We start from the raw sequence: 23,829 nt of genomic DNA on the forward strand, positions 1-23,829 counted from the left end.
TCCTTCCGGCTCAGGCGGCGGCGTAGCGGTTGGCGGGGCGGGCGAGGCCCAGCAGGCCGCGCAGGGTGTCGGCCTCGTAGGCGGTGCGGAAGACACCCCGGCGCTGGAGTTCGGGGACCAGACCGCGGGTGATGGCCGGCAGGTCGTGTCCGGCGACGGCGGGCCGCAGCCGGAACCCGCTCAGGCCCTGCTCCGCCCACTCCTGCAACAGGTCGGCGAGTTGTGCAGGGGTGCCGGCGAAGATGCGGGCGTCGCTGGTGTACGGCTCACCGGCGAGGGCGTCGAGCCGTGCCCGGCGGTCCTCCGCGGCGGTCTGCTCGTCGTCCAGGAAGACGACCAGGTCACCGAAGACATGCAGAGGTTCGCCGGCCCGCCCGGCGGCCTCCTGCTCGGCCCGGATCTCGGCGACGATCGCCCGGGCGTGCGCGGTGTCCTGCGGGGTGACGTAGCCGACGTCTGCCTGGCGGGCCACCAGCCGGTAGGGAAGGGTCCGGTGGGCGAGGGCGGTCACCAGGGGCTGGCCCTGGGGCGGGCGCGGGGTGATGGAGGGCCCCTTGACGCTGAAGTGCTTGCCCTGGAAATCGATGTAGTGCAGCTTGTCGCGGTCGATGAAGCGTCCGGTGGCGGCGTCCCGGATCTCCGCGTCGTCCTCCCAGCTGTCCCAGAGCCGGCGCACGACCTCGACGTAGTCCGCGGCCTCGTCGAAGAGTTCGGTGAGGCGTTCCTGCCCGGTCGGGCTGTCCAGTTCGCTCAGCTCGATCGGCGGGAAGGTACGGCGGCCGAAGTGGTCGAACTCGTGGGGCCGGGCGGAGACCTGGACGCGCAGGCCCGCGCGGCCGGTGCTCACGTAGTCGAGGGTGGCGATCGCCTTGGAGATGTGGAACGGCTCGGTGTGGGTGGCGATCACGGTCGGCACCAGGCCGATGTGCCGGGTCAGGGGTGCGATCCGGGCGGCGGTCAGTACGGCGTCCAGCCGGCCACGGACCTGGTCGGTGCGGCCGTCGAGTTCGCGGTAGTCGGAGGATTGCAGGCCGAGGCCGTCCTCGAAGGTGACGAAGTCGAGCAGTCCGCGCTCGGCCTCGGCGACGAGGTTCGCCCAGTGTCCGGCGGTGAACAGGTCGCGGGGCCGGGCGACTTGCTCGCGCCAGGAGGCGGGATGCCAGCCGGTTCCGTCGAGGGCGACGGCAAGGTGCAGAGGAGAAACTGGAGTTGAGGACACGAGAGTGCCTTCCTGGAGGTCCGTACGAGATCGCCGGCCCGCGGAAGTCTGGGCGCACGGCGGCTGGGGAAACGGGGTCAGGAGCTACAGAGGGAGCCGGCCACGCGCTGGAGGTCGATGTGGGGCCGGGAGTGCAGGAGAACGGCACGCAGTACACGTGTCATGTCTCGCACCTCCGTCGACGTGGGCCGCGCACTCACCCTCGACAAGGACAACGACACGGCTATGCCGTTTCTTCCGGCGCGGCGGCCCCGATGTGCCGGACGAGTGAGAAGACCGTGCGGCTGCGCAGGGTGAAGCCGATCGACTCGTACAGCCGGATCGCGTTCGCGTTGGTGGCCGCGGCGTGCAGGAAGGGCTGTTCCCCGCGTTCCTTGATGCCTGCGGCGACGGCACGGACCAGGCGGGTGGCCAGCCCCCGGCCCCGGTGGTCGGGGTCGGTGCACACGGCGCTGATCTCCGTCCAGCCGGGCGGGTGCAGCCGCTCGCCGGCCAGGGCGATCAGCCGGCCGCGGTGACGGATGCCGAGGTAGGTGCCCATCTCGACGGTGCGGCGCCGGTAGGGGCCGGGTTCGGTGCGGGCGACCAGGTCGAGGATCTGGGGTACGTCGTCGGGGCCGAGGCGTACTGCCTCGGGGTCGGGCTCGGCGCGCAGGGAGGTGTCCACGAGCTGGACGCCTTGTACGACGTTGACGACCTCCCAGCCGTCGGGCGCCTCGGTGACGCCTCGTACCGCGGCGGTGCCGCCGGGACCGACGAGGCGGGCCAGGTCGGCCCAGGCGCGCGGGTCGTCCTCGTCGGAGAGGGCGTGGAAGGGGGATACGTCCTGGGGGTAGCGGGCGGCGTCGCCGATGCGTTCGGCGAAGTGGGCATGGGGTCCGGTGAGGGCGGCCCAGGCGGGGTTGTCCAGGACGTGCGAGGACGTGGCGTCGACGGTGGTGACGGACATGGCGTGGCGGTCTCCGGGGTACGGCTCGGGGTGTCCGGCGTACCGGGGACCCCACCGGGAGGTGGGTGGTGGGGTCCCCGGCACGCGGTGGTCAGGAGTTGTCGAGCGGGAGTCCGGGCGGGTTGACCTCGGACGTGGCGACGGCCTCGTTGGAGAGGTTGTAGGCCTTGAGCCACTCGGCGTACTGACCGTTCTTGATCAGGTGGTTGATGGCGTCGGCGAGCGGCTTGGCCAGGCCGCTGTCCTTCTTGGCGGTGGCCGCGATCAGGCCCTGGAGGCTCGCTCCGGCGCCCGAGTAGGTGCCCGCGGTGCGGGTGGCGTTGGGCGTGTTCGCGGTCTGCCTGTTGTGGTAGGCGATGCCGGGGTTGGGGCCGAAGTACGCGTCGATCTTGCCGCCGGACAGGGCCAGGTAGACGCTGTTGCTGTCCTGGAAGTACTTGACGGTGAGCTTCTTGCCCTCCTTGGCCAGCTTTGCCTTCCACTCCAGGAGGATCTTCTCCTGGTTGGTCCCGGCGCTCACGGAGATGGTCCTGCCGGCGAGGTTCTCGTAGGTGCCGCCGAAGTTCCAGGTGCTCTTCTTCGGCACGGCGAAGGCGAGGTTGTCCTGCCGGTAGGAGGCGAACTCGTACTTCTTCTTGCGCTCTTCGGTGTCGGTGACGTTGGAGAACGCCACGTCGACCTTGCCGCTGTCGATGCCGACGAAGAGGTTCTCCCATGTGGAGTTCTTCACCTCGGGCTTGAGGCCGAGGACCGCGGCGACCAGCCGGCCGAAGTCGGGCTCCGCGCCGGTGAGGGTCTTCTGGTCGCTGCCCACGTAGGCCAGCGGCGGGAAGCCGGCGGGCAGGGCGCCGATGCCGATCTCCAGCTTGCCGCTCTTCCTGAGGGCGGCGGGCAGTTCGGCGCTGATGGACTTGACCTCGGAGACCTTGATGGTGGTCTGCTGGGCGGCGCCGTTGGAGGCCTGGCCGATGACGACCTCGCCGGGCTGGGCGACGGTGTCGGTGGTGGTGGCCGCGTCGCTGTTGCCACCGCAGGCGGCGAGCCCGGTGGCCAGGGAGGCGACGGCGGTCGCCGCGGTGATGCCGCGTATCAGGCTGCGTCGGGTGACGTGGGTGCGCATGGCCGTTCCTTGTCGCTCAGGGGCGGTGATGAGGGTGGTGGCGTGGGGGGAGGTCGTGGGGGCGGCGGGTCACAGGACCTTGCTGAGGAAGTCCCGGGTCCGCTCGTGCCGTGGTGTGTCGAGTACTTCGGAGGGCGGTCCCTGCTCGATGATCTTGCCGCCGTCGATGAAGACGACCCGGTCGGCGATCTCGCGGGCGAAGCCGATCTCGTGGGTGACGATGACGAGGGTGGTGCCGCTGGAGGCCAGGTCCCGGATGACGGCGAGGACTTCGCCGACGAGTTCGGGGTCCAGGGCGGAGGTGGGCTCGTCGAAGAGGATGACGCCGGGGCGTAGCGCCAGGGCGCGGGCGATGGCGACGCGCTGCTGCTGGCCGCCGGAGAGCTGGCGCGGGTAGGCGCCGGTCTTGTCGGCGAGGCCGACCCGGCCGAGGAGTTCGCGGGCCAGTTCCTGGGCTTCGGCCCGGGCGAGCCGCCCGGTGGCGACGGGGGCCGCGGCCACGTTGTCCAGGACGGTCAGGTGCGGGAAGAGGTTGAAGTTCTGGAAGACGAACCCGATCCGTCCGCGCTGGGTGAGGATGGCCCGCTCGCTCAGCTCCTTCAGCCGGTCGCCCTGCCGCTTCACACCGATCAGCTCGCCGTTGATGCTGACGTGGCCGATCTCGGGCTTCTCCAGGTGGTTGATGACCCGCAGCAGGGTGGACTTGCCGGAGCCGGAGGGGCCGAGGATCACGGTGACCTCGCCCGGACGGACCGTCAGGTCGACGCCGTCCAGGACGCGGTGGGTGCCGTACCACTTGTGCACGTCGTGGACCTCGACGGTGGCGGCTTCGACGTCCGCCAGCGCGTCGGCGGTCTTGGCGGTCATACGGCGGCCTCCCGGCGGATGCGGGCCCGCAGGTCGGTGAGACCGGTGCGGAGCTTCTGGAGGGGCGTGGGCGGCAGGCTGCGGGTGGCGCCGCGGGCGTAGTACCGCTCGACGTAGAACTGGATGACGGAGACGACGCTGGTCAGGATCAGGTACCAGGCGGTGACGACGAGCAGCAGCGGCACGATGTCGCCGGGATAGGTGGAGCCCATGGTCTGCGCGGAGCCGAACAGGTCCAGCAGGGAGACGTAGAAGACCAGCGAGGTGCCCTTGATCAGGCCGATGAGCTGGTTGACGTAGTTGGGGATGATGGAGCGCAGCGCCTGCGGAAGGACGATTCTGCGGAACTGGTAGACCTTGGGCAGGCCGAGGGCGGCGGCCGCCTCGTGCTGGCCCTGGTCGACGGAGAGGATGCCGCCGCGCACCACCTCGGCCGCGTAGGCGGCCTCGTTGAGGCTGAGGCCGACGACGGCGACGACCATGTCGGTGGCGAGTTTCGACTCGTCGAAGGAGAAGAAGGCCGGCCCGAAGGGGATGCCGACGCTCAACGTCTTGTACAGGGCGCTGAAGTTGTAGAGGAAGATCAGGACCACGATGAGCGGGATGGAGCGGAACGCCCAGACATAGGTCCAGCTGACCGCGCGCAGCACCGGGCTCTTCGACAGCCGGGCCAGGGCGAGCAGGACACCGCCGACGAGGCCCAGCACGGCGCTGTAGGCGGTGACTTCGAGGGTGATGAGCAGGCCGTCGAGGATGGTCGGCCGCAGGAACCAGTAGCTCCAGCGGTCCCACTGGTAGAAGGGGTTGGTCACCAGCCCGTGTGCGAACTGGGCGACCAGGACCAGGACGACCGCGGTGGCGATCCAGCGTCCCGGCCTGCGCAACGGCTGCACTCGCTGGGCGGTGAGGGCCTTGGGCGGTTCGGTGGCGGTAGGCGCCTCGGGCAACGTGACGGTGGCGCCAGGGGGTTCGCTCATGGTGGGCTCCGGCTGGGTGGGAACACCCCGGCGGCACGCCGGTGTGCGGGGACGCACGGGTCGGCGGGAGACCGGGAGTGGGAAGGGCGACGGCACACCGCGCGGGCGGTGTCGGTCAGGGAGTGCGGGGGCTGTGGGGAGGTGTCAGCCCCGACAGCGGGCACGGCCCGGTGCGGTACACAGCGCGCTGTTGACGCGGAGCAGATCGACGGCGCGGTCGGCGACGAGCAGGCTCGTGTACGTCCGTACGCAGCCCGGGGAACGGCGTGCGGCCGTTCTGGGAGCTGCGTACATGGTGTCACCGTCACTGTTCCGGCCCTGTGGGCCTCGCGCTTACCGATGTGTCATCGGCCGGGTCGTCACCTGGGGCACCCCACCGCGGTGCGAGGGTTGCCGGTCAGCCAGCCAGGGCTTGTCGCTGACACTCATGACCGTTCTGGGCCGTAGTTAAGACAATGGCCCGAACGTATGTCAACGCCGGTCCACCAGGTGGAACGGCTAACGGGCCGAGTGTGCCGCCCAGTCGAGGATCTGGACGGCCGATCCGGCGGCCTCCAGCCCGCGGCACTGGGCGTGGTGGCGTCGGTCGATGCCGTCGAGGTCGAGGTGGGCGCCGAAGGCGGGGTGGGCGGTCACACGGCGGGCGTAGGACCACAGCGCCGGGTGGCCGGCGATGCGCTGGACCGCGGCGGCGTCGAGATGGTGCCGGTGCACGGTGTCGAGCCGGACCAGGGCGACCCACAACTCGACGTCGGCGGCGGCGACTTCGTCGCGGATCAGGTAGGTGCGGCCGACCAGCCAGCGGTCGAGGGCGCCGAGGGTCTCCAGCAGCGTGGCGAGTGCCATGTCACGTTCCGCCGTGTCCGCTCCCACGGCTCCGGCCCGCTGCGCCGCTCCCTCGATGCCCTCCCTGCACATCTGCTCCACGGCCTCGATCTCCGACTCCGCGTCGCACGGGTAGAGCGAGGGGGCGCAGGTGTCGAAGCGGTGGGCGAGGTCGCGCATGATGTCCCGGTCGTGGGTGCTGACGATCCGCCCGGACCAGCCGTCGCTGAGCACCGGCGCCGCGGCCGGACCGGAGTAGCGGTGCGCGCTCGCCTCGTACAGCGGACGCAGGGCCGAGTAGCCGCCCTCGGGACAGTCGGGGACGGCGGGCAGGAAGGTGACCGGACAGATGTCGTCCAGGCCGAGCAGGGTGTGGGTGACGGCGATGCGCAGGCCGTCGGGACACGCGGTCGACAGATGGAGCCGGTAGCGGCCTGGCACCGGGTAGTGGCCGCTGCGTGCGTCCCTGCCGATGCGGCCGCGGAAGGCGGGCGCGGGCCGGACGGAAACGTGGGCGGCCGGCGTGGTGACGGTCATGACTCTCCCCGAAAGCGGGCGCGGACGTACGCGCGGCGGATGCGACATCGGGCTGGGCCCCGTGGCCGGATCCCCCTCCTTCGCCCGGAGGGCGTGCCCGGCACTCGGTGCCGGGCACGCCGGGGCTACGGGGATACGACGACGGAACCCTGAGCGGGGCTCACCTGGGCACGCCGAACGGCACGACGTTGCGTGGAAGGCGTCGGCGTGGCAGCTGCGCAGGTCAGCCCATGCGGCCGAGCGCGCTGCAGACGCGGAGCAGGTCGATGTGACGTCGGGAAGTCAGCAGAGGCGAACGGCTCACTCGGACGGTGACCGGAGCAAGGCGCCTCATATTTCCCTACCTGTTCGCTAGGATTCCTTACCGAGTGTCGATGCGCCGGCCACGGACGTCAAGGGGTCCGTCCCGCATGGCGGACATCCCGATGGACGGCGGCTCGCCCGCCGTGGCCACCCGGTCGGTTCCGGTCGCTCCGGGAGGGGGTCAGGCATGGGCACTCGCCGGTGCGCTCATGAGGTGACCTTGAGCTTGGAACTGTCGTAACCGGCGGGGAGGAGGTTGTCGGTGATCGATTCGACGTCGACCTTCTTGGTGATCTGGCCCGCGTCCAGGAAGGCGTCGGCGAGGTGCTGTTCCAGTGCGATGTCCGGCTGCTCCACCGGGGTGACCCGGTTCGAGTAGGCGGCCAGGGAGGCCTTGGCGTCGGCGAGCGGGATGCCCTGCTCCTTCGACAGGGCCTGCGCGTACTTCTCCGGGTTCTTGACGCCCCAGGCGAACTCCCGCGACAGCCTCTTCAGGACGTCCGTGAGGGCCGCGCGCTTGGCCTTGTCCTTCAGGGAGGAGTCACTGGCGACGTAGTAACTGCTCGTCTGGTCGATCGGCGGGAGCCCCTTCACCAGGATCCGGGCACCGTTCTTGACCGCGATCGCGGACTGCGGGTTCCAGATCGACCAGGCGTCCACCTTGCCGGTGTTGAACGCGGTCGCGCCGGCCGCCGGGTCGAGGAAGACCAGCTTCACGTCCTTGGGGGTGAGGCCGACGCTCTTCAGGGCGTTGAGGGCCAGACCGTGGGCCGAACTGCCCTGCGGGACGGCGATCTTCTTGCCCTTGAGGTCCGCGGCCGTCCTCAGCTCGGAGCCCTTGGGCACGATGATGTTCTCGACCGCCTGGTCGGGCGTGAGCGAGCGGTTCACGGCGACGATCTTGAAGCCGTACTCCTTCGCGGCACCGGTGATCGGCGGTACGTCACCGACGCTGCCGAGGTCGATGTCGCCGGAGGCGGCGGCCTGGATGAGCGGCGGGCCGTAGGTGAAGCGGGCGAACTTCACCTTGTAGGGGGCGTTGTCGAACACGCCCGTGACCTTGGCCAGTTCCTGGCTGCCGTCCCCGCCGTTGTCGCCGATGGTGAAGGTGTACTTGCTCCACTCGGGGTGCTTGGCATCGCTTGCGTCGGCGGCGTTGCTCAGTGGCGCGGCCGTGTCCGACGACGACGATCCGCAGGCGACGAGGGTGCCCGCCAGGGTGAGCGAGCCGAGGGCGCCGATGAGTCCGGTGGTTGTTCTGCGCATGGTCGTCGTTCTTTCTGTGCCGGGTGAGGGTGTTCGCGGAGGTCAGTGGCGGCCGGCGAGGCCGAGGTCTTCCAGGAGCCGGGCGCGGAGTTCCTCGCGGGCGACGCTCGCTTCGCGGTCGGCGGCGGGGAGCTGGACCTCGTGCGAGGAGCCGATGCGGCCGTTGCTCATGACGACGATGCGGTCCGCCAGGGCGATGGCCTCGTCGACGTCGTGGGTGACGAGCAGCATGGCGGCCTGGTGCCTGGTGCGCAGCGCGCGGACGAGGTCGTGCATGCGCAGCCTGGTGATGGCGTCGAGCGCCGCGAACGGTTCGTCGAGCAGCACGAGTTCGGGCTCCGAGACCAATGCCCGGGCGAGGGAGACCCGCCCGGCCTCGCCGCCGGAGAGTTCCTTCGGCCACGCCTTCTCGCGGCCTGCGAGGCCGACCTCGGCGAGCACGTCGCGGGCCCGTTGTTCGGCGTCGGGCCCGTGCAGGCCGAGCGTGACGTTGCGCAGCACCCGCTGCCACGGCAGCAGCCGGTCGGCCTGGAAGACGATCGCGCGCCGGGCCGGGACCTCCACCCGCCCGCCGTCGGGCCGGTCGAGGCCGGCGAGCAGACGCAGCAGGGTGCTCTTGCCGCAGCCCGAGGGGCCGAGCAGGATCACCAACTCACCGTCGGCGATGGTGAGATCGAGGCCGTCGAGTACCGTCCGGTCGCCGAAGCGGCGGACCACCTGCTCGACGACGACTCCGGTCCGCCGGCGGAACTCCGTTGCGGCCGTGCTGCTCATGACGCCTCATAACCGGGGCGCCACCGCAGCAGCACCCGCTCGAGAGCCCGCACGAACTGGTCGGCGAGCAGTCCGAGGAGCGAGTAGATGACCAGCCCCACGAAGACCTGGTTGGTCTGTAGATACGTCTGTCCCTGGGTGATGAGGAAGCCGAGTCCCTGGTCGGCGTTGACCGTCTCCGCCGCGACGAGCCCCAGGACGCTGTACGCGAGGGAGAACCGCAGGCCGACCAGGAACCCCGGCAGGGCGCCGGGCACCAGCACGCGTGTCACCAGGCGCCAGGTGCCCGCTCCCGTGGTGCGCGCCATCTCGATCAGCCGCTGGTCGACGCCCCGGATGGCGGCGAACAGGTTGAGGTACATCGGCACGCCGGCGCCGAAGGAGATCAGCAGCACCTTGGTGAGTTCGTCGATGCCGAACCACACGATCATCAGCGGCAGCACGGCGAGGAGGGGGATCGTGTTGAGCACCTGCACGAGCCCGTTGAACAGGTACTCGCCGCTGCGCAGCAGGCCGCCGAGCACGCCGGTGACGATGCCCGCCGTCAGGCCGATGGCGAGACCGATACCGGCCCGCTGGAGCGAGATGGCCAGGTCGGGTCCGAGGACGCCCTGCTGCCACAGGTCGACGGCCGACCGCACGACCGAGGTCGGCGCAGGAGCGTACGTCTTCGACACCACCCCGGCCCGGGCGAGTACCTCCCAGGCGACGAGGACCGCGACCGGGGTCGTGTAGATGCCCAGCGGCCAGCGCAGGCGCTCGCGCAGTCTGCTGAGTGGCGTCCGGCGGCGGGCGCCGCGCGGCAGGAACACCTCCCGTGACCGCGTGCTCGTCGCCCCGGCGGCCGGGCGCTCGGCGGCGGCCGGCGCCTTCAGGCCCAGCTCGGTCATGCCGCCACCGCCAGCACACCGCTGTAGTGCGAGGAGTCGCCGACGAGTTGCTCGCTGCGGCGCCCGTCGACACCGGTCGGCACCTCACCGGCGACCGTCACCCGGTTGAGGCGGCGCGGGTGGTCGTCGTAGTTGTCGACGCCGTAGTGCTGGGTGATGCGGTTGTCGAAGATCAGCAGCTGGTTCGGGGACCACTTCCAGCGCAGGATGTTCTCCGGCCGCGTCACGTACGACTGGAGGACGCGCAGCAGATCGGCCGACTCGCCGCTCGGCAGGCCGACGATCCGCTTGGCGAACCCGCCGATGAACAGGCCGCGTTCGCCCGTCAGGGGGTGCACCCGTACGACCGGGTGCTCCGCCTCGTACGGCGTCGAGACGAAGACGCGGTCGTACTCCTGTTGTTCGGCGGTCGCGGACGGGGGGCGCGCGTAGTCGTACTGGTTGGTGTGCACGACGCGCAGCGAGTCCGCCAGGGTGCGCAGCGCCTCCGGCAGATCGCGGTACGCCGCGGCGGCGTTGGCGATGAGCGTCTCGCCGCCGTACGGCGGGACCACCACGGACCGCAGTGTGGTGAGCTGCGGCGGGTTGACGACGAAGGTGACGTCCGTGTGCCATTCGTTGGCCTTGGAGGTCGCGCTGTCGACGGCGAGCACGTTGGTCGTGCCGTCCGCGGCGGGCACGTTGGGATGAGCGGTCGTCAGCTCGCCGAACCAGCCGGCCACGCGTTCCTGGCCGGCGTTGTCGAGGCGCACGTCGTCGAACACGATCGCCTTGTGCTCGTTGAGGGCGTCTCGGAGGGTGGTGATCGTCGCGAAGTCCGGCGACGCCGTGAGGTCGACGCCCTCGACGACTGCGCCGATACGGCCGGTGAGCTTGCGGATGGACACAGACATGAGAGGTCCCTCTCGGTCGGACGGGCACACCGCGGTGTGCCGGACGTCTGGGTGAGCGCTGACAGTGCGCAGGGCTGATCGACCGGCACGCGGAGTCGTCCGGGCCGGTCAGGAAGATGCGGGTGGTCGCGGGACCGCTACGGCCGCTGTCCCGGCGACCGAGCCGGCGTACGCGGGCGGGCTCCCCGCTCGTACGGCGCGAAGAGCTACCAGCGGATGGCTGGGCCAGTCCCGTGGGAAGGCAGCGCGGGAGGGGCGGATTCACCCGCCTCGGGCCGCAGCGCGCTGACTACGCGCCCCCGCCCCCGCCCCCGCCGGCGACCACTCGACGGGTCAGCGACAACAAAACGCGCTGGAGACGTGCGCCAGATCGATGTGGCGCCGTCGGGTGAGGTCCACGCGCGGGTTCATGGCAGGGGAGTTCAGCAGAAGCCCACCTGGTCGGTCAATGCCTGTCCGGACCGGTCTTGCATTGCGGACACGCGGTGCCGCACACATCCCGGCCGGACCTGGCCGGAGGTGACTCCGCCGCGTCCGACCTTGACACTCGCCGGGGCAGGCGACGTACGTTGAAAAGGAGATCCCCGACATCCGGAGGCTTTGATGCACGTACAGGGCGCGGTACCGCGCGGTGCGTGCACCGGTGCGCGGCTCATCACCCGGCGGCATGTCGACTTCTGCCGTACCTCCTCCGCGGTCTGTCCTTCCGTACACATCTGACACCTGTGACACCTGCCGGCCGTCCCGCCGGCCGTCCCACTCGTGGCCCTGTCGCCGCGAGTCCTCGTGTGTTCCCCGGAAGGAACCCCGTTGTCCGGCCCTGCCCTGCACCTCGCCGTGGAGATCGACGGTGACGGCACCCATCCCGCGGCCCGGCGCCGCGCCGCCCACTCCCCCGACGGCATCGTCGACCTGCTCGTCCCGGAGCCACACGAACGCGGGGACGCGGGGTCTACCGCACCGCGCGCTCCTCGGCACCCGGGACCACGACACATGGTCGACACGAAGCTGTCACACGCGGACCGGAATGCGGCTGCGTCCGGCGCCCGTTCTGGACTGACATGACTGTTGGAGTAGCGCTCAACGCGGCCGACGCGCCCAACCAGATCGACGCCACCGTCCAACTCGCCAAGGGGGCAGCGGAGTTCGGGCTCACGTCGGCCTGGTTCGGGCAGACCTTCGGCGCGGACTCACCCCAGCTCGCGGCCATTGTCGGACGCGAAGTGCCCGGGCTACAGGTCGGCACCTCGGCGATCCCCGTCTTCGGCCGGCACCCGCTGCTGGTCTCCAGCCAGGCCCAGACCGCCCAGGCCGCAACCCACGGCCGTTACCACCTCGGGCTGGCCCTGGGCACGAAGCTGCTGACGGAGACCAGCTTCGGCCTGCCCTTCGAACGGCCCATCGCCCGACTGCGCGAATTCCTCACCGCCCTGCGGCAGTTGCTCGAGACCGGCACGGCCGACTTCCACGGCGAGCTGCTGACGGCCACCACTCCGAGCCCCGCACGGGTCCCGGGCGCGGAGGGCGGTGTGCCCCTGCTGGTCGCCGCGATGGGGCCGCAGGCGCTGCGGGTCAGCGGCGCGCTGGCGGACGGGATCCTGCCCTACCTGGCGGGCCCGCGCGCTCTGGCGGATCACATCGTGCCCGCCCTGCACGCGGCCGCCGAGGCCGCGGGCCGCCCGGCGCCCCGGGTCGTGGCGCTGGTGCCCGGTGTCGTCACGGACGACGTGGACGCCGTGCGGGCCACGGCCACCGAGAAGCTCGCGTTCTACGAGCAGTTCCCGTCCTACGCCCGCGCCATCGAGCTGTCGGGCGGGCGGCGGGCCGCCGACCTGGCGGTGATCGGCGACGAGAAGACCGTCGAGGCCGAGGTACGGCGCTATCGCGACGCCGGCGCCACGGAGGTCGTGTTCTCGTCCACCGAGATCGCCGGAGAAGCGGACCGCCGACGCACCTGGCGACTCCTGGGCCAATTGGCCCGCTGAGCAGGCCCGTCGGGCCCCGCACCCGACAACCCCGTCGAACGAAGGCCAACCCGACAGCCGCCTTGGCGAAGGCACCCCGACGCGCCTGACACCCCTGCACCGCACCGAAGCACAGCCCGACACGAAGGAGACCACCCATGACCACCGAGGCCACCCCCACGGACCTCCATGTCTTCACCGAGACATGGCTGGAGTGGTACCGCGCCCAGGAGGCCCGCCTCGCCGACCCGCACGGGTTCCTGGCGGTCACCGGCCTGCACTGGCTCGACGACCGGCCGCAGCGGTTCCCCGACGCGCCCGGCGCCTGGCACACCGGCCCCGAGGGGGTCGTCGTAGCCCTGGACGACGGCGAGGAACTGGTCGTCGACGGAACCCCGGTGCACGGCTTGCACCACTTCGGGGTGATCCCCGAGCGCGGCGGTGTCAACGCCGTCTGGGGAGACGCCGTGATCGAGGTCGCGCGGCGCGGCGGACAGGACATCGTGCGCCCCCGGCACCCCGACGCACCGCTGCGCACAGGCTTCACCGGAACCCCCGCCTATGCCCCCGACCCTCGCTGGGCTGTCACCGGCCGCTACATCCCCTTCGACACACCGCGGCCGACCACCGTGGGCGCTGCGGTCGAGGGCCTGGAGCACGTCTACGACGCCCCGGGCAGGATCGAGTTCGAGCTGGACGGGCACCAGTTGTCGCTGACGGCGTTCCCGGGCTCCGGTGAGGGCCGGCTCCTGGTGCTGTTCACCGACGCGACCTCCGGCGTCACCACGTACGCGGCCAACCGGGCCCTGACCGTCGAACCGCCCGCCGCCGACGGCACGGTCGTCCTGGACTTCAACCGGGCCTCGAACCTGCCGTGCGCCTACACCGACCTGGCCACCTGCCCGCTGCCCCCGGCCGAGAACCGGCTGCCGGTGGCGATCGAGGCCGGGCAGAAGATCCCCCGGGAGCGCGGCGGTTCCTGAGCCCGGCCCGGTCACCGGTCGCGTCAGGGCATCCGCCGTCGCCGTACCCGTCGCGCCCGATCTCCGTCCGTCTCCAGACCCGTCTGCCTCTGCCCCCGTCTGCACAGTGGCTCCCGGCCGCAGCGTCGTGCCGCTCGGCCTGAACGGAGCACCGGTCCGGAGGGTGCCGCGGGCCGGCGGGCGTCCAGGCCTTCGGTCACGCCCCGTCGATCGGCACGAACGCTGCGCGCCGCGCCGGGTACCCGCGCCTCCCGCGGCCTCGACCCTCGCCGGTAGGGGCCGGAAGTCGGGGTACGCGTGACGGAACGGTTCGACCGAGCGAAGGGATGAGCGAGTGCGTCAGCAGCTGATGTGGATGCTGGTACTGCGGGGTGCGGCGGCCTTGTTGTTCGGGATCGCCGCACTGGTGTGGCCGGGGGTGACGGTGCTGGCGCTGGCGCTGCTGTTCGGCGCCTACGCGCTCGTCGACGGCGTGGCGCTGCTGGTGAGCGCCTTCCGCAGGGAAGGGGACAAACTACACCGCCTGGCGCATGCGGTCGGCGGTGTCCTGAGCATCGCGGCCGGCCTGATCACTATCGCCTGGCCCGGACTGACCGCGCTGGCCCTGGTCGCCCTCGTCGGCGCCTGGGCCGTGATCACCGGCATCGCCGAGATCTGGGCAGCGGTGCACTTCCGCCGGGAGCTGCACCATGAGTGGTTGCTGTTCCTGGCCGGTGCCGCCTCCGTGATCGCCGGGGTGCTGATCTGGGCCCGGCCGGACGTGGGCGCGATCACCGTCGCACAGATCATCGGGCTCTACGCGCTGATCTCCGGCGCGCTGGTACTGGGTACGGCCTGGCGGCTGCACGCCAGCACCGCCCCAGCGCATACGGCCCGCCACGCCCGGCACGCCTAGCGATCCACGCGCCCGCTGCGGTCGGGCCCGCGAAGAAGCAGGGGGCCCGACCGTCTCAAGGCGTGGCGATGCGCCCGGACTGAAGGCCAGCTCCGTGACGTACCCAGTTCGCAGGCGCTGATCGTTTGAACACAGCCTTCGACGGCCACACGGTCACCGATGTGATCGTCGAGGCCTACGCGGAGGCCGTAGCCCAGGTACGCACCGCTCTGACGGAGCCGGGGCGGTGCGTCTTCTCGTCCGCACGGGCCGACATGACCGAGCGGATCCACTCGCTCAAGCGCGAGGTCGGCAGCGGGCGTTTTGTCGCAACGGCCGGCTGCGACGAAGCCGCCCGACGCCCCGGCGGCCCTCCTGATCCGACCCGCATCGGCATAGGCACCCCCGACCGGTGGCACCTGCACTGGCATGCAGGTGATACGAGCAGCAGTGCACGGGGTGCGGCGCCCGGGGCAGGCGGTGAGGCGGGCGTGCGCGGGGCCGTGCCGCGAGCGGGACCTGGCCGTGCAGGCGGGAAAGGCGGCGCTGGCCGCCTGGATCGCCTGGGCGCTGGCAGGCTGGTGGCTCAAGGCCCCCATGGCCTTCGTCGCACCGTGGGTGGCGGTCGCGCTGGTGGAGTCGACCGTCTTCCGGTCCGTCGCGCATGGGCTCCAGCAGCTGGCAGCGATCGCCACGGGCACCATCGTGGCCACCGCGACCGCGCTGCTGCTGCACAACACCATGCTGACGATGGCCCTGGTACTGCCCACGGTGGTGCTGCTGGGCCAGTGGCAGCGCCTTGGCAGCCAGGGAATCTACGCGGCCACCGGCGCTCTGTTCGTGCTCACCGGCGGTTCCGTCAGCATCGCCACCTCCACCGCCCGCATCACCGAGTCCGCCTTCGGTGCCGTCGTCGGCATCACCGTCAACGCGCTGATCCGTCCCCCGCTCTACCTGGGGGACGTCCGGGCCGCGTTGCAGGACGCCACCCGCGAGGCACACGACATCCTTCAGGCGGTGGCCGAAGGCCTGGCCGAGCAACGGTGGAACGCCGACGAGGCCGGCACCTGGCACGAGCGCGCCCTGCGGCTGCAACGCCTGGTCGAACAGGCCCGTACCACCCTTGGCCACAGCCGGGAGAGCCAGCGCATCAATCTCCGCCGCCGCATCGGTGTCAAGTCCGCTCCCGGCGAGGACTACGGCGACGTGGTGCTCGTCCTGGAATACGCCGCGGTCCACACCGCCGGTGTCACCCGTACCGTGCTGGAGGCCACCGCCGAAGACCGCCCCGCCGCCCGGCCCCGCCCCACCCTCGCCCGCCACTACGCCGACTTCCTGCGCCGGACCGCTCACGCCCTCCACCTCTACAGCCACTGCCGCTTCGGCCATCGAAGCGACCACGAGCTGCGTGAGGCGGTCGCCGAGCTGCACACGACGCTCGACGCGCTGCGCCGCCACGTGACCCACTCCGGACCGAACGACCCCGACGAAGTCGCCACCTACGGCGCCCTGCTGTCCCAGGCCCACCGCCTCGCCGACCAGCTCGTCACCTCACCGTCGTGACCCCGGCCGGCGCGGCACCGAACCGGCGTCGCCACGCCTGTGTCTCTGCCACCGAGGCCTCAGAGACCGGTCTCCCGCAGCAGCAGCGCGGCGATGGCGGTGGCCGTCCCCTTCGGGGTGGTGAGGTCGATGCCGGTGCGCTCCGTCGTCCTGGCGAGGCGGTTGTCGACCGTGTTGGGGTGCAGCCCGAGGGCGACGGCCGTGGCCCGGCGGTCCTGGCCGTGAGCCAGGTGGACGCGGAGGGTCTCCAGCAGTTCGGGGCGGTCTGCGACCGGGTCGAGGAGCGCGGCGATCCGGCGGCCGCTCTCGCCGGGCCGGGACAAGTGGTACTCCAGGAGCACGTCGTCCAGCCAGTGCAGTCCCGGAGGCAGGCCGCAGGCCCGCGCCACGCGCAGGATCTCCCCGGCGGTGCGGGCCGCGCCGGGCACGTCGACGGGGGTCGGGGCCGGTGCGACGGCGAGTCGCACCGGGCCGCCCGCCGCCCTGGCCAGCCGCCGGACCAGATCCTCCGGCAGCTCCCCCGCCCCCGGTACGATCGCACGGCCGCTGTCCGCCCCGGCGTCGAGGAGGGCGGGCACCTCGCGCCCGAAGGCCTGGTCGAGCACAGTCTGGAGGCGGCGCAGCCGGCGGCGGACGGCGACGGCGCCCTCGACCGGCCTCGCCGTGGGCGCGGTGATCCCACCGACCGCGAGGACGAGGCACGGGCCGTCGAGGCCGAGCTGTTCGATCAGGACGTGGCTGGGAGGCAGCGTCCCGTCGAGGAGGCCGCGCACCAGCGAGCGGCGGTGTGCGTGCCGCTCGGCGTCGATCGCGGAGCGCTCGTCGAGATATGTCTCGGCGACGGCGCCCACGAGGCTGTGGTGGGAGCCGAGCAGGACGTCGGTGAGTTCCACGAGGGCGGCCTCGTCCCCGGGGCCCGCCGCTTCCCGCAGTGCCTGCCACAGCACGTACACGCCGAGCGCGTGGCTGCGCAGAAGCAGGTGGAGCGGCATGCCCTCCTCGGCGCGCTGAGCCGCGCGCTCGAGGAAGAGCCCGTGGTCGCCGCGGGTCGCCGCCGTGTCCGGCTCCAGGACGCGCCGCAGGAAGAGCCGGACCCCGTGCCGTATGGTCGCCGCGATCTCCAGGTCCTTCATCTCGGCGGGCAGTTCCGCGTACCCGGGGAGCCTTTCGAAGGAGTCACGGGTCATCCGGCGGGCGAGGTCGTTGACCCTGGGCTCGCAGCGCAGGGCGAGGGCCCGGGCCGCCTCGGACACCTCGTGCACGGTCGCTCCTCCCGGGACGTCGCGAGGGTGTGACGGGTCACAGTACTCACCGCTCGGGGCTGTGACGCGAAGGGGTGCCGCGGCCGACATGGGCAGCCGAAACTTGTCGTCCTGGCATGGCGCCACACCTCACCGAAGGAGCAGCTGGTATGACCGAGCACAGGGCGACCGGCGGTCCCGAGTCGATGGACTACCTGTCCTACGCCGACCGTGTGTGGCGGGGGGAGGAGACCCTGCTGCCCCACCTGACCGGCACGTTCACCTCGGACCAGCTGATCGCGATCGGCGAACGCACCGGCTTCTTCCCGGCCTTCGCGAACGTGGCCGTGTTCGACACCGGAGCGGGGCTCGTCCTGGTCGACTCCGGCGACGTCCGGACCGCGACACAACTGCACACTGCGGTACGGGCCTTCAGCCCCGACCCGGTGCGGGCCGTGGTCTACACACACGGCCACATCGATCACGTCTTCGGGGTCACCCCTTTCGATGCCGAGCGGATACGCCCGGAGGTGATCGCCCACGAGGGCGTCGCCGACCGCTTCGACCGCTATGCGGCGACCGCCGGCTACAACTCCTGGATCAACCGGCGCCAGTTCGGCGTCCCCGGCCTGGAGTGGCCGACTGCGTACCGGTATCCCGACACGACCTACCGCGACCGGATGACGGTGCGGCACGGTGACATGACCTTCGAGCTGCTCCACGCTCGCGGGGAGACGGACGACCACACCTATGTGTGGGTGCCGGAACTCCGCACGCTCTGCACGGGTGACCTCTTCATATGGAACTCGCCCAACGCCGGCAATCCGCAGAAGGTGCAGCGCTACCCGGAGGAGTGGGCTCGGGCCCTGCGGGCCATGGGCGCGCTGGGCGCCGAGGTGCTGCTGCCGGGACACGGCATCCCCATCGTGGGAGCGGACCGGGTCGCGCAGGCCCTGGACGACACCGCACGCCTGCTGGAGTCGTTGTGCGCGCAGACCCGCGAGCTGATGAACGCGGGTCTGCGCCTGGACGCCGTCATCCACGGGGTGAAGGCGCCCGAGGAGTTGCTGGCGAAGCCGTACCTGCACCCTGCCTACGACGAGCCGGAGTTCGTCGTGCGGAACCTGTGGCGGCTGTGGGGCGGCTGGTACGACCAGAACCCGGCGAGCCTCAAGCCGGCGCCGGAGGCTGCGGTCGCCGCGGAGCTCGCGGACGCGGCCGGCGGAGCGCTCGTCCTGGCGGAGCGCGCGGTGCGCCTCCTGGCGGAGGGAAAGCTGCGGCTCGCGTCGCACCTGGCGGAGACGGCCGCCCTCGCGGCTCCTGGGAACACCGTGGTGGCCGGGATCCGGGCACAGGTGTACGCGGCCCGGGCCGAGCGGGAGACATCGACGATGGCGCGGGGGGTGTTCCACTGGGCGGCGGCGGAGTCGGCGGCGGTCGTCGAGGGGACGGACGTGGCCACCGAACTGACGCGCTCGGCCGGAGGCCGGGCCCGGGCCGCGGGGGCGATCAGCGTGGGTGTGGTCGCCGCTCCGGCCGGTAGCGGCCCCACGGACGCGTGCTGCTGACGGGGGCGACGGCAAAAGGCTGCCTGGGCGGGCGACTTGGCTACTGCTCCTCTTCATGCTGGTCAACTTCGCGGACAAAGCGGTCCTCGGGCTCGGCGGCCCGATGGCCATGCGTGAGTTCGGCATCTCCCGGCAGGAGTCAGGGGTCGGTGCGTCGTCGCCCCGGCGGTGTCCTGGCACCGCCGATCCTGGGGGCCGTCGTGGACGCGGCCCCCACCAATCCGGCAGTGCTGTCGGAACGGCTGACTCCACCACGCCCTGCCGCCATGGCCATCACAGCGCGAGGGTGTCCCCGACCGGCCACGGCCTGGTCAGCCACCGATGGTGGTCAGGCCGGCGATGCCGACGGCGTACAGGACCAGGACGGCGATGCTGTCGACACCCATCCGCAGATACTGCCGCCGTGGCCGGAAGATCAGCCCGGCGATGTAGACGGTGGTCAGGATGATGCCGAGCGCGGTGAGGTAGATGTCGGTGTGATGCGCCGCGGGAAGCACCGGCTTGCCGGAGATCACGGTGGCGAGCAGGAACAGCACCGGAAGGAAGGCGTTGCCGCCGAAGATGTCGCTGATGGCGAGCTGGTAGTCGCCCAGCTTGGTCGAGGTCAGCCCGGTGCTGATCTCCGGCAGGGAGGTCGCGGTGGCCAGCACCGTGGCACCGAAGAGGACGCCGCCCAGGCCCTGCCGGGCGAAGAACTCCTCACCGCTTCGCTCGATCACCACACCGGCTACCAGCGTCGCCACCGCGGCGGCGGTGAAGACCAGCACCGCTCGCCCGGTGCCGACCCCCTTGCCGGTGGCGGCCTTCTCCTTCTTGCCCTTGGAATGACCCCGCGGCTCCGGCTGGGCGCCGGGCGCGTCCCCGCCCTCGCGCCACGCCAGCCCCTTGCCGGCCCGGTTCAGCAGCAGCAGACCGACGACCCAGAACACGGCGATGCTCACGTCTGCCGGGCTGAGCCGGGCGAAGGCCAGGCCACCGGGCAACTGCGTGCCCATGACCACCACGCCGAGCACGGCGATGACCAGCGCCCCCTCCAGGACCAGGACCAGGCTGGCGGCCATACGGGTCAGCGGGGCACGCGGCCGTACCCCTGCTGCGTCCAGGACCACCAGCACCACCGTCTGGACGGCTATTCCGCCCAGGATGTTGCCCACCGCCACGCCGAGCTGACCGGCCACGGCCGCGCTGGCCGTGATGGCGAGCTCGGGCAGGTTCGTGGCGATCGCCAGAAGGATCAAGCCGCCCAACGCGCTGCCGAGGTGGAGGCGTTCGGAGAGCACGTCGGTGTTGTCGGACAGCTTGATCCCGGCGTACCAGATCACGGCCGCGCTGGCCAAGAACAGCACCAGCAGTACAGGTGAGCTCAGAGATCCCATGAGTCGCCGGGTACCCGAGGCGAGGGGAAGTATCGATCTTCGGCGCGCCCCGTGGCCACGCGGAAGAGTCCCATGGCAGCCCTTGGTTCACAGGTTCCCTCTGGTGTTGGAGCCGCCGCTGGTGTGGCGCTGTCCGGTACGGCTGCCGTGCCAGTCGAGGACCATCGTGGTGGCATCGTCAGGCAGAGATCCTGCGCAGGCTTCATGGACCGCCCCCGTCAGGGTTCGCACCACTTCGCGGGGGTGTTCGTCGCGGGTGGCGTGGATCAGGGCGGAAAGGTCGACGCTTGCGGCTGCGCGTTCCCGCATGCCGTCGGTGATCAGGACCAGGCGGTCGCCGGGCTCCAGACGCAGCCGCTGAATCTGGTAGGTGACCGGGGCGGGCACGCCGAACGGCATGTTCACTGTGAGGGTCAGCTCCTCCACGTCGTTGCCGCGCAGGCGCAGCGGCCAGGGGTGGCCGGCGTTGACCAGTTCGCAGGTGCCGGTTTCCAGCTGGATGCGCAGCAGTTGGCCGGTGGTCATGCCGTGGCCGTGGCTGGTGATCGCCTGGTGGGCGGCATGGGCTTGGTCGAGAAGGCCGTACCCGGCGCGGCGGGCGCCGCGCAGGGCGTTCACGGTCAGTGTGGCCAGCAGCGCGGAGGCGGTGTCGTGGCCCATCGCGTCGGTGATCGACAGGTAGAGGGCGTCTTGGTCGAGGGCGTAGTCGTAGGTGTCGCCGCCGATGTCGTCAGCCGGTACCAGACCACCCACGAGGGTGAATTGCGCGGCCTCGCAGCAGGACGCCGTCGGCAGCAGCTGGTGCTGGATCTCCGCGGCCAGACTCATCGTGGTGGTGCGCCGGCCCCGGTGGTAGAGGTCGGTGAAGCGCCGGTCGGTGACCACGATGTACGCCAGCGCGTGTGCGGCCTGCGTCACCCCCTCCCGCACCGCGTCGTCGGCTTCGGGTACGACCATGTCCAGGACGCCGATACAGTCGCCGCGGTTGGTCACCGGGGCCACCAGCCGACAGCCGCCCTCTTCGTCCCGCTCCTGGTGCAGGCGCTGGGAGCGCAGCACCCGGTCGTAGACGCTGCCCACGAGCCTGAGTCTCTCCGCCGTGCCCCGCGCCTGCGCGGCCGTACCCGCTCTGGGCAGCCGTACGGCGTCCTGCCCGATCATGTCCACGAGCCAGAACGACACCTCGTTCGCCGAGAACCTCTTCTCCAGGTTGCGGGCCACGACGTCGACCGACTCCACCGGCGCGCCATCCTCGGCCGCCCGCAGCACCTCATCCAGGCCCAACCCCTCGCCATCCAGCACAGCCACCTCCCAGTCCACCATCCCGAATTCCCGGCAGACCGGCCCGGGATGCCGACCATCCACCCGCAGGCTCCTGCCGACCCGCCGTGACCGGGTACGACGTCGTGTGCCGCACTCCACCAGGCGGGGCCGCTGGCGCGGGGGCCGGACTGGGCGCGGATCGGTCCATGCGGACCGCACGACCCGGGAGCCCGGCCAGCCTGGCGTGTGGCTGCGCTGCTTCCTGGACCTGCGCCAGGAGCCCGACCCGCAGCCGCCCGGACCGTCCCCGGCTTTCGGGCCCCTCCCCCGGCCACCGCAGCGTGCGCCGGGAACAGCGGGAGCAAGCTGCGCACTTACCTCAGCGTCGCGCAGAACCCGCAGCGCCTCCCATCAGGCCTTGCTCCTCCGCACGCCCACACCACCCCTCGAACAGCCCGACACTGGTGAAAGGGACGGTAGGAGCAGGGCCGCAGTCAGCACGCCGGTGAAGCCCTGATTCGAACCCCCGGGTCGGGTGAGCCTGGGAGTCACTGGGTGAGATCGTCAGCCCTCTGTGTAGGTCCGACACTCGTTCCGGTCACTGCCCAGGGCGACACGCTGATGATCGGTGGGGAGCCGGTGGACGATGCCGTAGTAATCAACGAAAGGCTGGGCATCCGTCCGCTCGCTGGCAGTCGTCCGCGCCGAGGTGGCGGGCGGGTCACCGAGCGGCGGCTGCACGAGCGCGCCGTCGCCGCAGCCCTTCCTCTTCATCTCGACACCGACCGAAGGGTCTTTCCTGTGAAGCGTCCTACCGCTGTTCTGGCCGCTGCGCTGCTTGCCGCCGGAGCTCTGGCTACTGCCCCTGCCCCCGCCTCAGCCACCTCAGCCGCCGCCTGCCCCGACGGGTACTTCTGCGTGTGGACCGGACCGAACTTCACCGGCCAACGGTTCGTCTTCAGCGGCGACGATGAAGAGTGGGAAAACGCCATGTCGAAGAAGGACGCCTCCTGGGCCAACCACGGCCAGTCCAGCCCCGGAGTCAAGGACCACGTGAAGGTCTACAGCGGGCGCGACTACACAGGCGAGGTCACTCTCTGCCTCGGGCCCGGCCAGGAAGTCTCCAACAACAGCGTGGCTGCCGGTCGGGGAGCGTCCAGCGAATGGACGACGTCCTGCTGACCGACGTCCGACCGCAACGCCAGGACAGACCCCGGTAGGCCGCCCCGGAAGCCCTGGCCGGGCACACCAACCTGCTCGGCTCGGACAGCACGTCGACCGAGCAGGCCGCCGCAGCCACCATCCACGTACGGGATCTTGAGGCCGCGAGTAGTCCATGGCAGGCTCATGCCGCATGATCGATGAATTCGCCAAGGACAGCCTGCACGGGAGACTGCGGCGGGACCGCAAGGCGCTGCTCTGGAAGCTTGACGGCTTGTCAGAATACGACGCCCGCCGGCCGTTGACAGCGACCGGGACCAACCTCCTCGGCCTGGTCAAACACATGGCCAGCGTCGAGGCCAGGTACTTCGGCGAGGTCTTCGACCGTCCTTCCCCGGAACCGCTGCCTCGGTGGCAGGACCATGACGGCAGCGATCTGTGGGCGACTGCGGACGAGACCCGCGATCAGATCGTCGAGTTCTACCGGCGCACATGGGAACACTCAGACGCGACGATCAATGAGCTTCCCCTCGAGGCCCCCGGCCACGTGCCGTGGTGGCCGGACCCTTATCCCAACACGAACCTGTTCGCCATCCTGGTCCACCTCCTGGGCGAGACCAACCGGCATGCCGGGCACGCCGACATCCTGCGCGAAGGCGTCGATGGCCGAACCGGGATGCGGCCCGAACACGAGATGCAGATCGATCAGGAAGCCCGCGACGCCTACTGCGCGAAGATCGAGCAGGCCGCCCGATCGGCCGCATCGGTCAAGGCATAGAAGGCTGTGCCACGTGACGTGATGTTCGAGCGGCATGATGCCGACCGGGAGTGCTGATTGTCGAAGCGGCTGGCTCCTGATGAGCTCTGGGAGCTGGTCGCCCCGTTACTGCCGACGTTCACGGCTCGACCACAAGGGTGGCGGGACCGCTCAGCATCTGCCGCAGACGTTCGGCATGTCCTCCGCCACCGCGCATCGCCGCTTCATGGTATGGACCGGGGTCAGCCTGGGGCGCCGGCTGCATCGGGCGGTGCTGGACGAACTCGGAGCCCGAGGCTAGGTGTTCTGGACCTCGGCGATTGTCGACGTGGCCTCCGTTCGCGCCAAAGGGGGGATCTCTGACGGGTCCGAACCCGGTCGCTCGCGGCAAGAAAGGCAGCAAGCTGCACGTGCTGTCCGATGCCCAGGGAGCCCGCTCGCCGTCGCCGGTCAGGTGCG

General features: G+C 71.1%; 23 protein-coding genes and 1 riboswitch. Of the genes, 8 read left to right on the plus strand and 15 right to left on the minus strand.

The genetic code is table 11. The features are described 5' to 3' along the window. Positions 1-10 precede the first annotated feature (10 nt). From ACWCV9_RS00185 to ACWCV9_RS00240, 12 genes are all read right to left on the minus strand, one after another. Positions 11-1,219, minus strand: a complete 1,209-nt coding sequence (locus ACWCV9_RS00185; RefSeq protein ID WP_450783302.1) for an LLM class flavin-dependent oxidoreductase — start codon at positions 1,217-1,219, stop codon at positions 11-13. Between the two features lie 77 nt (positions 1,220-1,296). Further along, positions 1,297-1,383 carry a putative leader peptide gene (locus ACWCV9_RS00190; protein WP_450784205.1) on the minus strand — a complete coding sequence of 29 codons (87 nt, stop codon included), beginning with the start codon at positions 1,381-1,383 and terminating at the stop codon, positions 1,297-1,299. 59 nt (positions 1,384-1,442) lie between these two features. Further along, positions 1,443-2,168 (minus strand): GNAT family N-acetyltransferase, encoded by a 726-nt coding sequence (locus tag ACWCV9_RS00195; protein ID WP_450783303.1) that lies wholly within the window; start codon positions 2,166-2,168, stop codon positions 1,443-1,445. A gap of 91 nt (positions 2,169-2,259) precedes the next feature. After that, positions 2,260-3,288, minus strand: a complete 1,029-nt coding sequence (locus tag ACWCV9_RS00200; RefSeq protein ID WP_450783304.1) for a transporter substrate-binding domain-containing protein — start codon at positions 3,286-3,288, stop codon at positions 2,260-2,262. 69 nt (positions 3,289-3,357) lie between these two features. Continuing rightward, positions 3,358-4,155 carry an amino acid ABC transporter ATP-binding protein gene (locus ACWCV9_RS00205; RefSeq protein WP_450783305.1) on the minus strand — a complete coding sequence of 266 codons (798 nt, stop codon included), beginning with the start codon at positions 4,153-4,155 and terminating at the stop codon, positions 3,358-3,360. Further along, on the minus strand, positions 4,152-5,132 hold the full coding sequence (locus ACWCV9_RS00210) for an amino acid ABC transporter permease (RefSeq protein WP_450783306.1): 981 nt from the start codon (positions 5,130-5,132) through the stop codon (positions 4,152-4,154). Before ACWCV9_RS00210 ends, ACWCV9_RS00205 begins: the two co-directional genes overlap by 4 nt. A gap of 324 nt (positions 5,133-5,456) precedes the next feature. Then, positions 5,457-5,565, minus strand: a riboswitch (SAM riboswitch). A gap of 65 nt (positions 5,566-5,630) precedes the next feature. Next, positions 5,631-6,494, minus strand: coding sequence for a glutathione S-transferase family protein (locus tag ACWCV9_RS00215; protein ID WP_450783307.1), 864 nt, complete (start codon positions 6,492-6,494; stop codon positions 5,631-5,633). 223 nt (positions 6,495-6,717) lie between these two features. After that, entirely contained in the window at positions 6,718-6,828 is a 111-nt protein-coding gene (locus tag ACWCV9_RS00220) for a putative leader peptide (protein WP_385846909.1), read from the minus strand. 176 nt (positions 6,829-7,004) lie between these two features. Further along, the gene (locus tag ACWCV9_RS00225; RefSeq protein ID WP_450783308.1) at positions 7,005-8,063 is read right to left on the minus strand and encodes an aliphatic sulfonate ABC transporter substrate-binding protein; all 1,059 of its coding nucleotides are present in this window, start codon (positions 8,061-8,063) and stop codon (positions 7,005-7,007) included. A 42-nt stretch (positions 8,064-8,105) separates the two neighbouring features. Beyond that, positions 8,106-8,837 carry an ABC transporter ATP-binding protein gene (locus ACWCV9_RS00230; RefSeq protein WP_450783309.1) on the minus strand — a complete coding sequence of 244 codons (732 nt, stop codon included), beginning with the start codon at positions 8,835-8,837 and terminating at the stop codon, positions 8,106-8,108. Continuing rightward, positions 8,834-9,727 (minus strand): ABC transporter permease, encoded by an 894-nt coding sequence (locus tag ACWCV9_RS00235; protein ID WP_450783310.1) that lies wholly within the window; start codon positions 9,725-9,727, stop codon positions 8,834-8,836. Before ACWCV9_RS00235 ends, ACWCV9_RS00230 begins: the two co-directional genes overlap by 4 nt. Beyond that, the gene (locus tag ACWCV9_RS00240; protein WP_450783311.1) at positions 9,724-10,620 is read right to left on the minus strand and encodes a TauD/TfdA dioxygenase family protein; all 897 of its coding nucleotides are present in this window, start codon (positions 10,618-10,620) and stop codon (positions 9,724-9,726) included. The genes ACWCV9_RS00235 and ACWCV9_RS00240 overlap by 4 nt, the downstream gene beginning before the upstream one ends. A 1,061-nt stretch (positions 10,621-11,681) precedes the next feature. On the opposite strand from ACWCV9_RS00240, the gene ACWCV9_RS00245 reads away from it, so the two are divergent. From ACWCV9_RS00245 to ACWCV9_RS00260, 4 genes are all read left to right on the plus strand, one after another. After that, on the plus strand, positions 11,682-12,605 hold the full coding sequence (locus ACWCV9_RS00245) for an LLM class F420-dependent oxidoreductase (protein ID WP_450783312.1): 924 nt from the start codon (positions 11,682-11,684) through the stop codon (positions 12,603-12,605). 137 nt (positions 12,606-12,742) lie between these two features. Continuing rightward, positions 12,743-13,567, plus strand: a complete 825-nt coding sequence (locus tag ACWCV9_RS00250) for a DUF1684 domain-containing protein (protein WP_450783313.1) — start codon at positions 12,743-12,745, stop codon at positions 13,565-13,567. Positions 13,568-13,901: 334 nt separating this feature from the next. Continuing rightward, complete coding sequence (locus tag ACWCV9_RS00255) at positions 13,902-14,462, plus strand: HdeD family acid-resistance protein (protein ID WP_450783314.1); 561 nt, start codon at positions 13,902-13,904, stop codon at positions 14,460-14,462. Between the two features lie 408 nt (positions 14,463-14,870). Continuing rightward, positions 14,871-16,004 carry an FUSC family protein gene (locus ACWCV9_RS00260; RefSeq protein WP_450783316.1) on the plus strand — a complete coding sequence of 378 codons (1,134 nt, stop codon included), beginning with the start codon at positions 14,871-14,873 and terminating at the stop codon, positions 16,002-16,004. A gap of 59 nt (positions 16,005-16,063) precedes the next feature. Here ACWCV9_RS00260 and ACWCV9_RS00265 read toward each other — a convergent pair whose 3' ends face one another. After that, positions 16,064-17,266 carry a PucR family transcriptional regulator gene (locus ACWCV9_RS00265; protein ID WP_450783318.1) on the minus strand — a complete coding sequence of 401 codons (1,203 nt, stop codon included), beginning with the start codon at positions 17,264-17,266 and terminating at the stop codon, positions 16,064-16,066. Positions 17,267-17,415: 149 nt separating this feature from the next. On the opposite strand from ACWCV9_RS00265, the gene ACWCV9_RS00270 reads away from it, so the two are divergent. Then, a complete protein-coding gene (locus ACWCV9_RS00270; protein WP_450783320.1) occupies positions 17,416-18,813 on the plus strand; it encodes an alkyl sulfatase dimerization domain-containing protein in 1,398 nt (465 codons plus the stop codon). A gap of 311 nt (positions 18,814-19,124) precedes the next feature. On the opposite strand, the gene ACWCV9_RS00275 is transcribed toward ACWCV9_RS00270, so the two are convergent. Next, the gene (locus ACWCV9_RS00275; RefSeq protein WP_450783321.1) at positions 19,125-20,189 is read right to left on the minus strand and encodes a sodium:calcium antiporter; all 1,065 of its coding nucleotides are present in this window, start codon (positions 20,187-20,189) and stop codon (positions 19,125-19,127) included. 87 nt (positions 20,190-20,276) lie between these two features. After that, entirely contained in the window at positions 20,277-21,488 is a 1,212-nt protein-coding gene (locus tag ACWCV9_RS00280) for a PP2C family protein-serine/threonine phosphatase (RefSeq protein WP_450784206.1), read from the minus strand. 109 nt (positions 21,489-21,597) lie between these two features. On the opposite strand from ACWCV9_RS00280, the gene ACWCV9_RS00285 reads away from it, so the two are divergent. The 3 genes from ACWCV9_RS00285 to ACWCV9_RS00295 all read left to right on the plus strand — a co-directional run bounded on the left by ACWCV9_RS00285 (position 21,598) and on the right by ACWCV9_RS00295 (position 23,391). Further along, the gene (locus ACWCV9_RS00285) at positions 21,598-21,969 is read left to right on the plus strand and encodes a DUF6207 family protein (protein ID WP_450783322.1); all 372 of its coding nucleotides are present in this window, start codon (positions 21,598-21,600) and stop codon (positions 21,967-21,969) included. Between the two features lie 122 nt (positions 21,970-22,091). Then, on the plus strand, positions 22,092-22,634 hold the full coding sequence (locus ACWCV9_RS00290) for a peptidase inhibitor family I36 protein (RefSeq protein WP_450783324.1): 543 nt from the start codon (positions 22,092-22,094) through the stop codon (positions 22,632-22,634). A gap of 172 nt (positions 22,635-22,806) precedes the next feature. Then, positions 22,807-23,391, plus strand: a complete 585-nt coding sequence (locus tag ACWCV9_RS00295) for a DinB family protein (RefSeq protein WP_450783326.1) — start codon at positions 22,807-22,809, stop codon at positions 23,389-23,391. The last annotated feature ends 438 nt before the right edge of the window (positions 23,392-23,829 follow it).

Source organism: Streptomyces sp. NPDC001606 (assembly GCF_053596835.1).

Excerpts from the sequence above, each read along its gene's own strand:
- ACWCV9_RS00190 (WP_450784205.1), bottom strand. The coding sequence starts at position 1,383 with ATGACACGTGTACTGCGTGCCGTTCTCCTGCACTCCCGGCCCCACATC.
- ACWCV9_RS00195 (WP_450783303.1), bottom strand. The coding sequence starts at position 2,168 with ATGTCCGTCACCACCGTCGACGCCACGTCCTCGCACGTCCTGGACAAC.
- ACWCV9_RS00200 (WP_450783304.1), bottom strand. The coding sequence starts at position 3,288 with ATGCGCACCCACGTCACCCGACGCAGCCTGATACGCGGCATCACCGCG.
- ACWCV9_RS00205 (WP_450783305.1), bottom strand. The coding sequence starts at position 4,155 with ATGACCGCCAAGACCGCCGACGCGCTGGCGGACGTCGAAGCCGCCACC.
- ACWCV9_RS00210 (WP_450783306.1), bottom strand. The coding sequence starts at position 5,132 with ATGAGCGAACCCCCTGGCGCCACCGTCACGTTGCCCGAGGCGCCTACC.
- ACWCV9_RS00215 (WP_450783307.1), bottom strand. The coding sequence starts at position 6,494 with ATGACCGTCACCACGCCGGCCGCCCACGTTTCCGTCCGGCCCGCGCCC.
- ACWCV9_RS00220 (WP_385846909.1), bottom strand. The coding sequence starts at position 6,828 with ATGAGGCGCCTTGCTCCGGTCACCGTCCGAGTGAGCCGTTCGCCTCTG.
- ACWCV9_RS00225 (WP_450783308.1), bottom strand. The coding sequence starts at position 8,063 with ATGCGCAGAACAACCACCGGACTCATCGGCGCCCTCGGCTCGCTCACC.
- ACWCV9_RS00230 (WP_450783309.1), bottom strand. The coding sequence starts at position 8,837 with ATGAGCAGCACGGCCGCAACGGAGTTCCGCCGGCGGACCGGAGTCGTC.
- ACWCV9_RS00235 (WP_450783310.1), bottom strand. The coding sequence starts at position 9,727 with ATGACCGAGCTGGGCCTGAAGGCGCCGGCCGCCGCCGAGCGCCCGGCC.
- ACWCV9_RS00240 (WP_450783311.1), bottom strand. The coding sequence starts at position 10,620 with ATGTCTGTGTCCATCCGCAAGCTCACCGGCCGTATCGGCGCAGTCGTC.
- ACWCV9_RS00245 (WP_450783312.1), top strand. The coding sequence starts at position 11,682 with ATGACTGTTGGAGTAGCGCTCAACGCGGCCGACGCGCCCAACCAGATC.
- ACWCV9_RS00250 (WP_450783313.1), top strand. The coding sequence starts at position 12,743 with ATGACCACCGAGGCCACCCCCACGGACCTCCATGTCTTCACCGAGACA.
- ACWCV9_RS00260 (WP_450783316.1), top strand. The coding sequence starts at position 14,871 with ATGCAGGTGATACGAGCAGCAGTGCACGGGGTGCGGCGCCCGGGGCAG.
- ACWCV9_RS00270 (WP_450783320.1), top strand. The coding sequence starts at position 17,416 with ATGACCGAGCACAGGGCGACCGGCGGTCCCGAGTCGATGGACTACCTG.
- ACWCV9_RS00275 (WP_450783321.1), bottom strand. The coding sequence starts at position 20,189 with ATGGGATCTCTGAGCTCACCTGTACTGCTGGTGCTGTTCTTGGCCAGC.
- ACWCV9_RS00295 (WP_450783326.1), top strand. The coding sequence starts at position 22,807 with ATGATCGATGAATTCGCCAAGGACAGCCTGCACGGGAGACTGCGGCGG.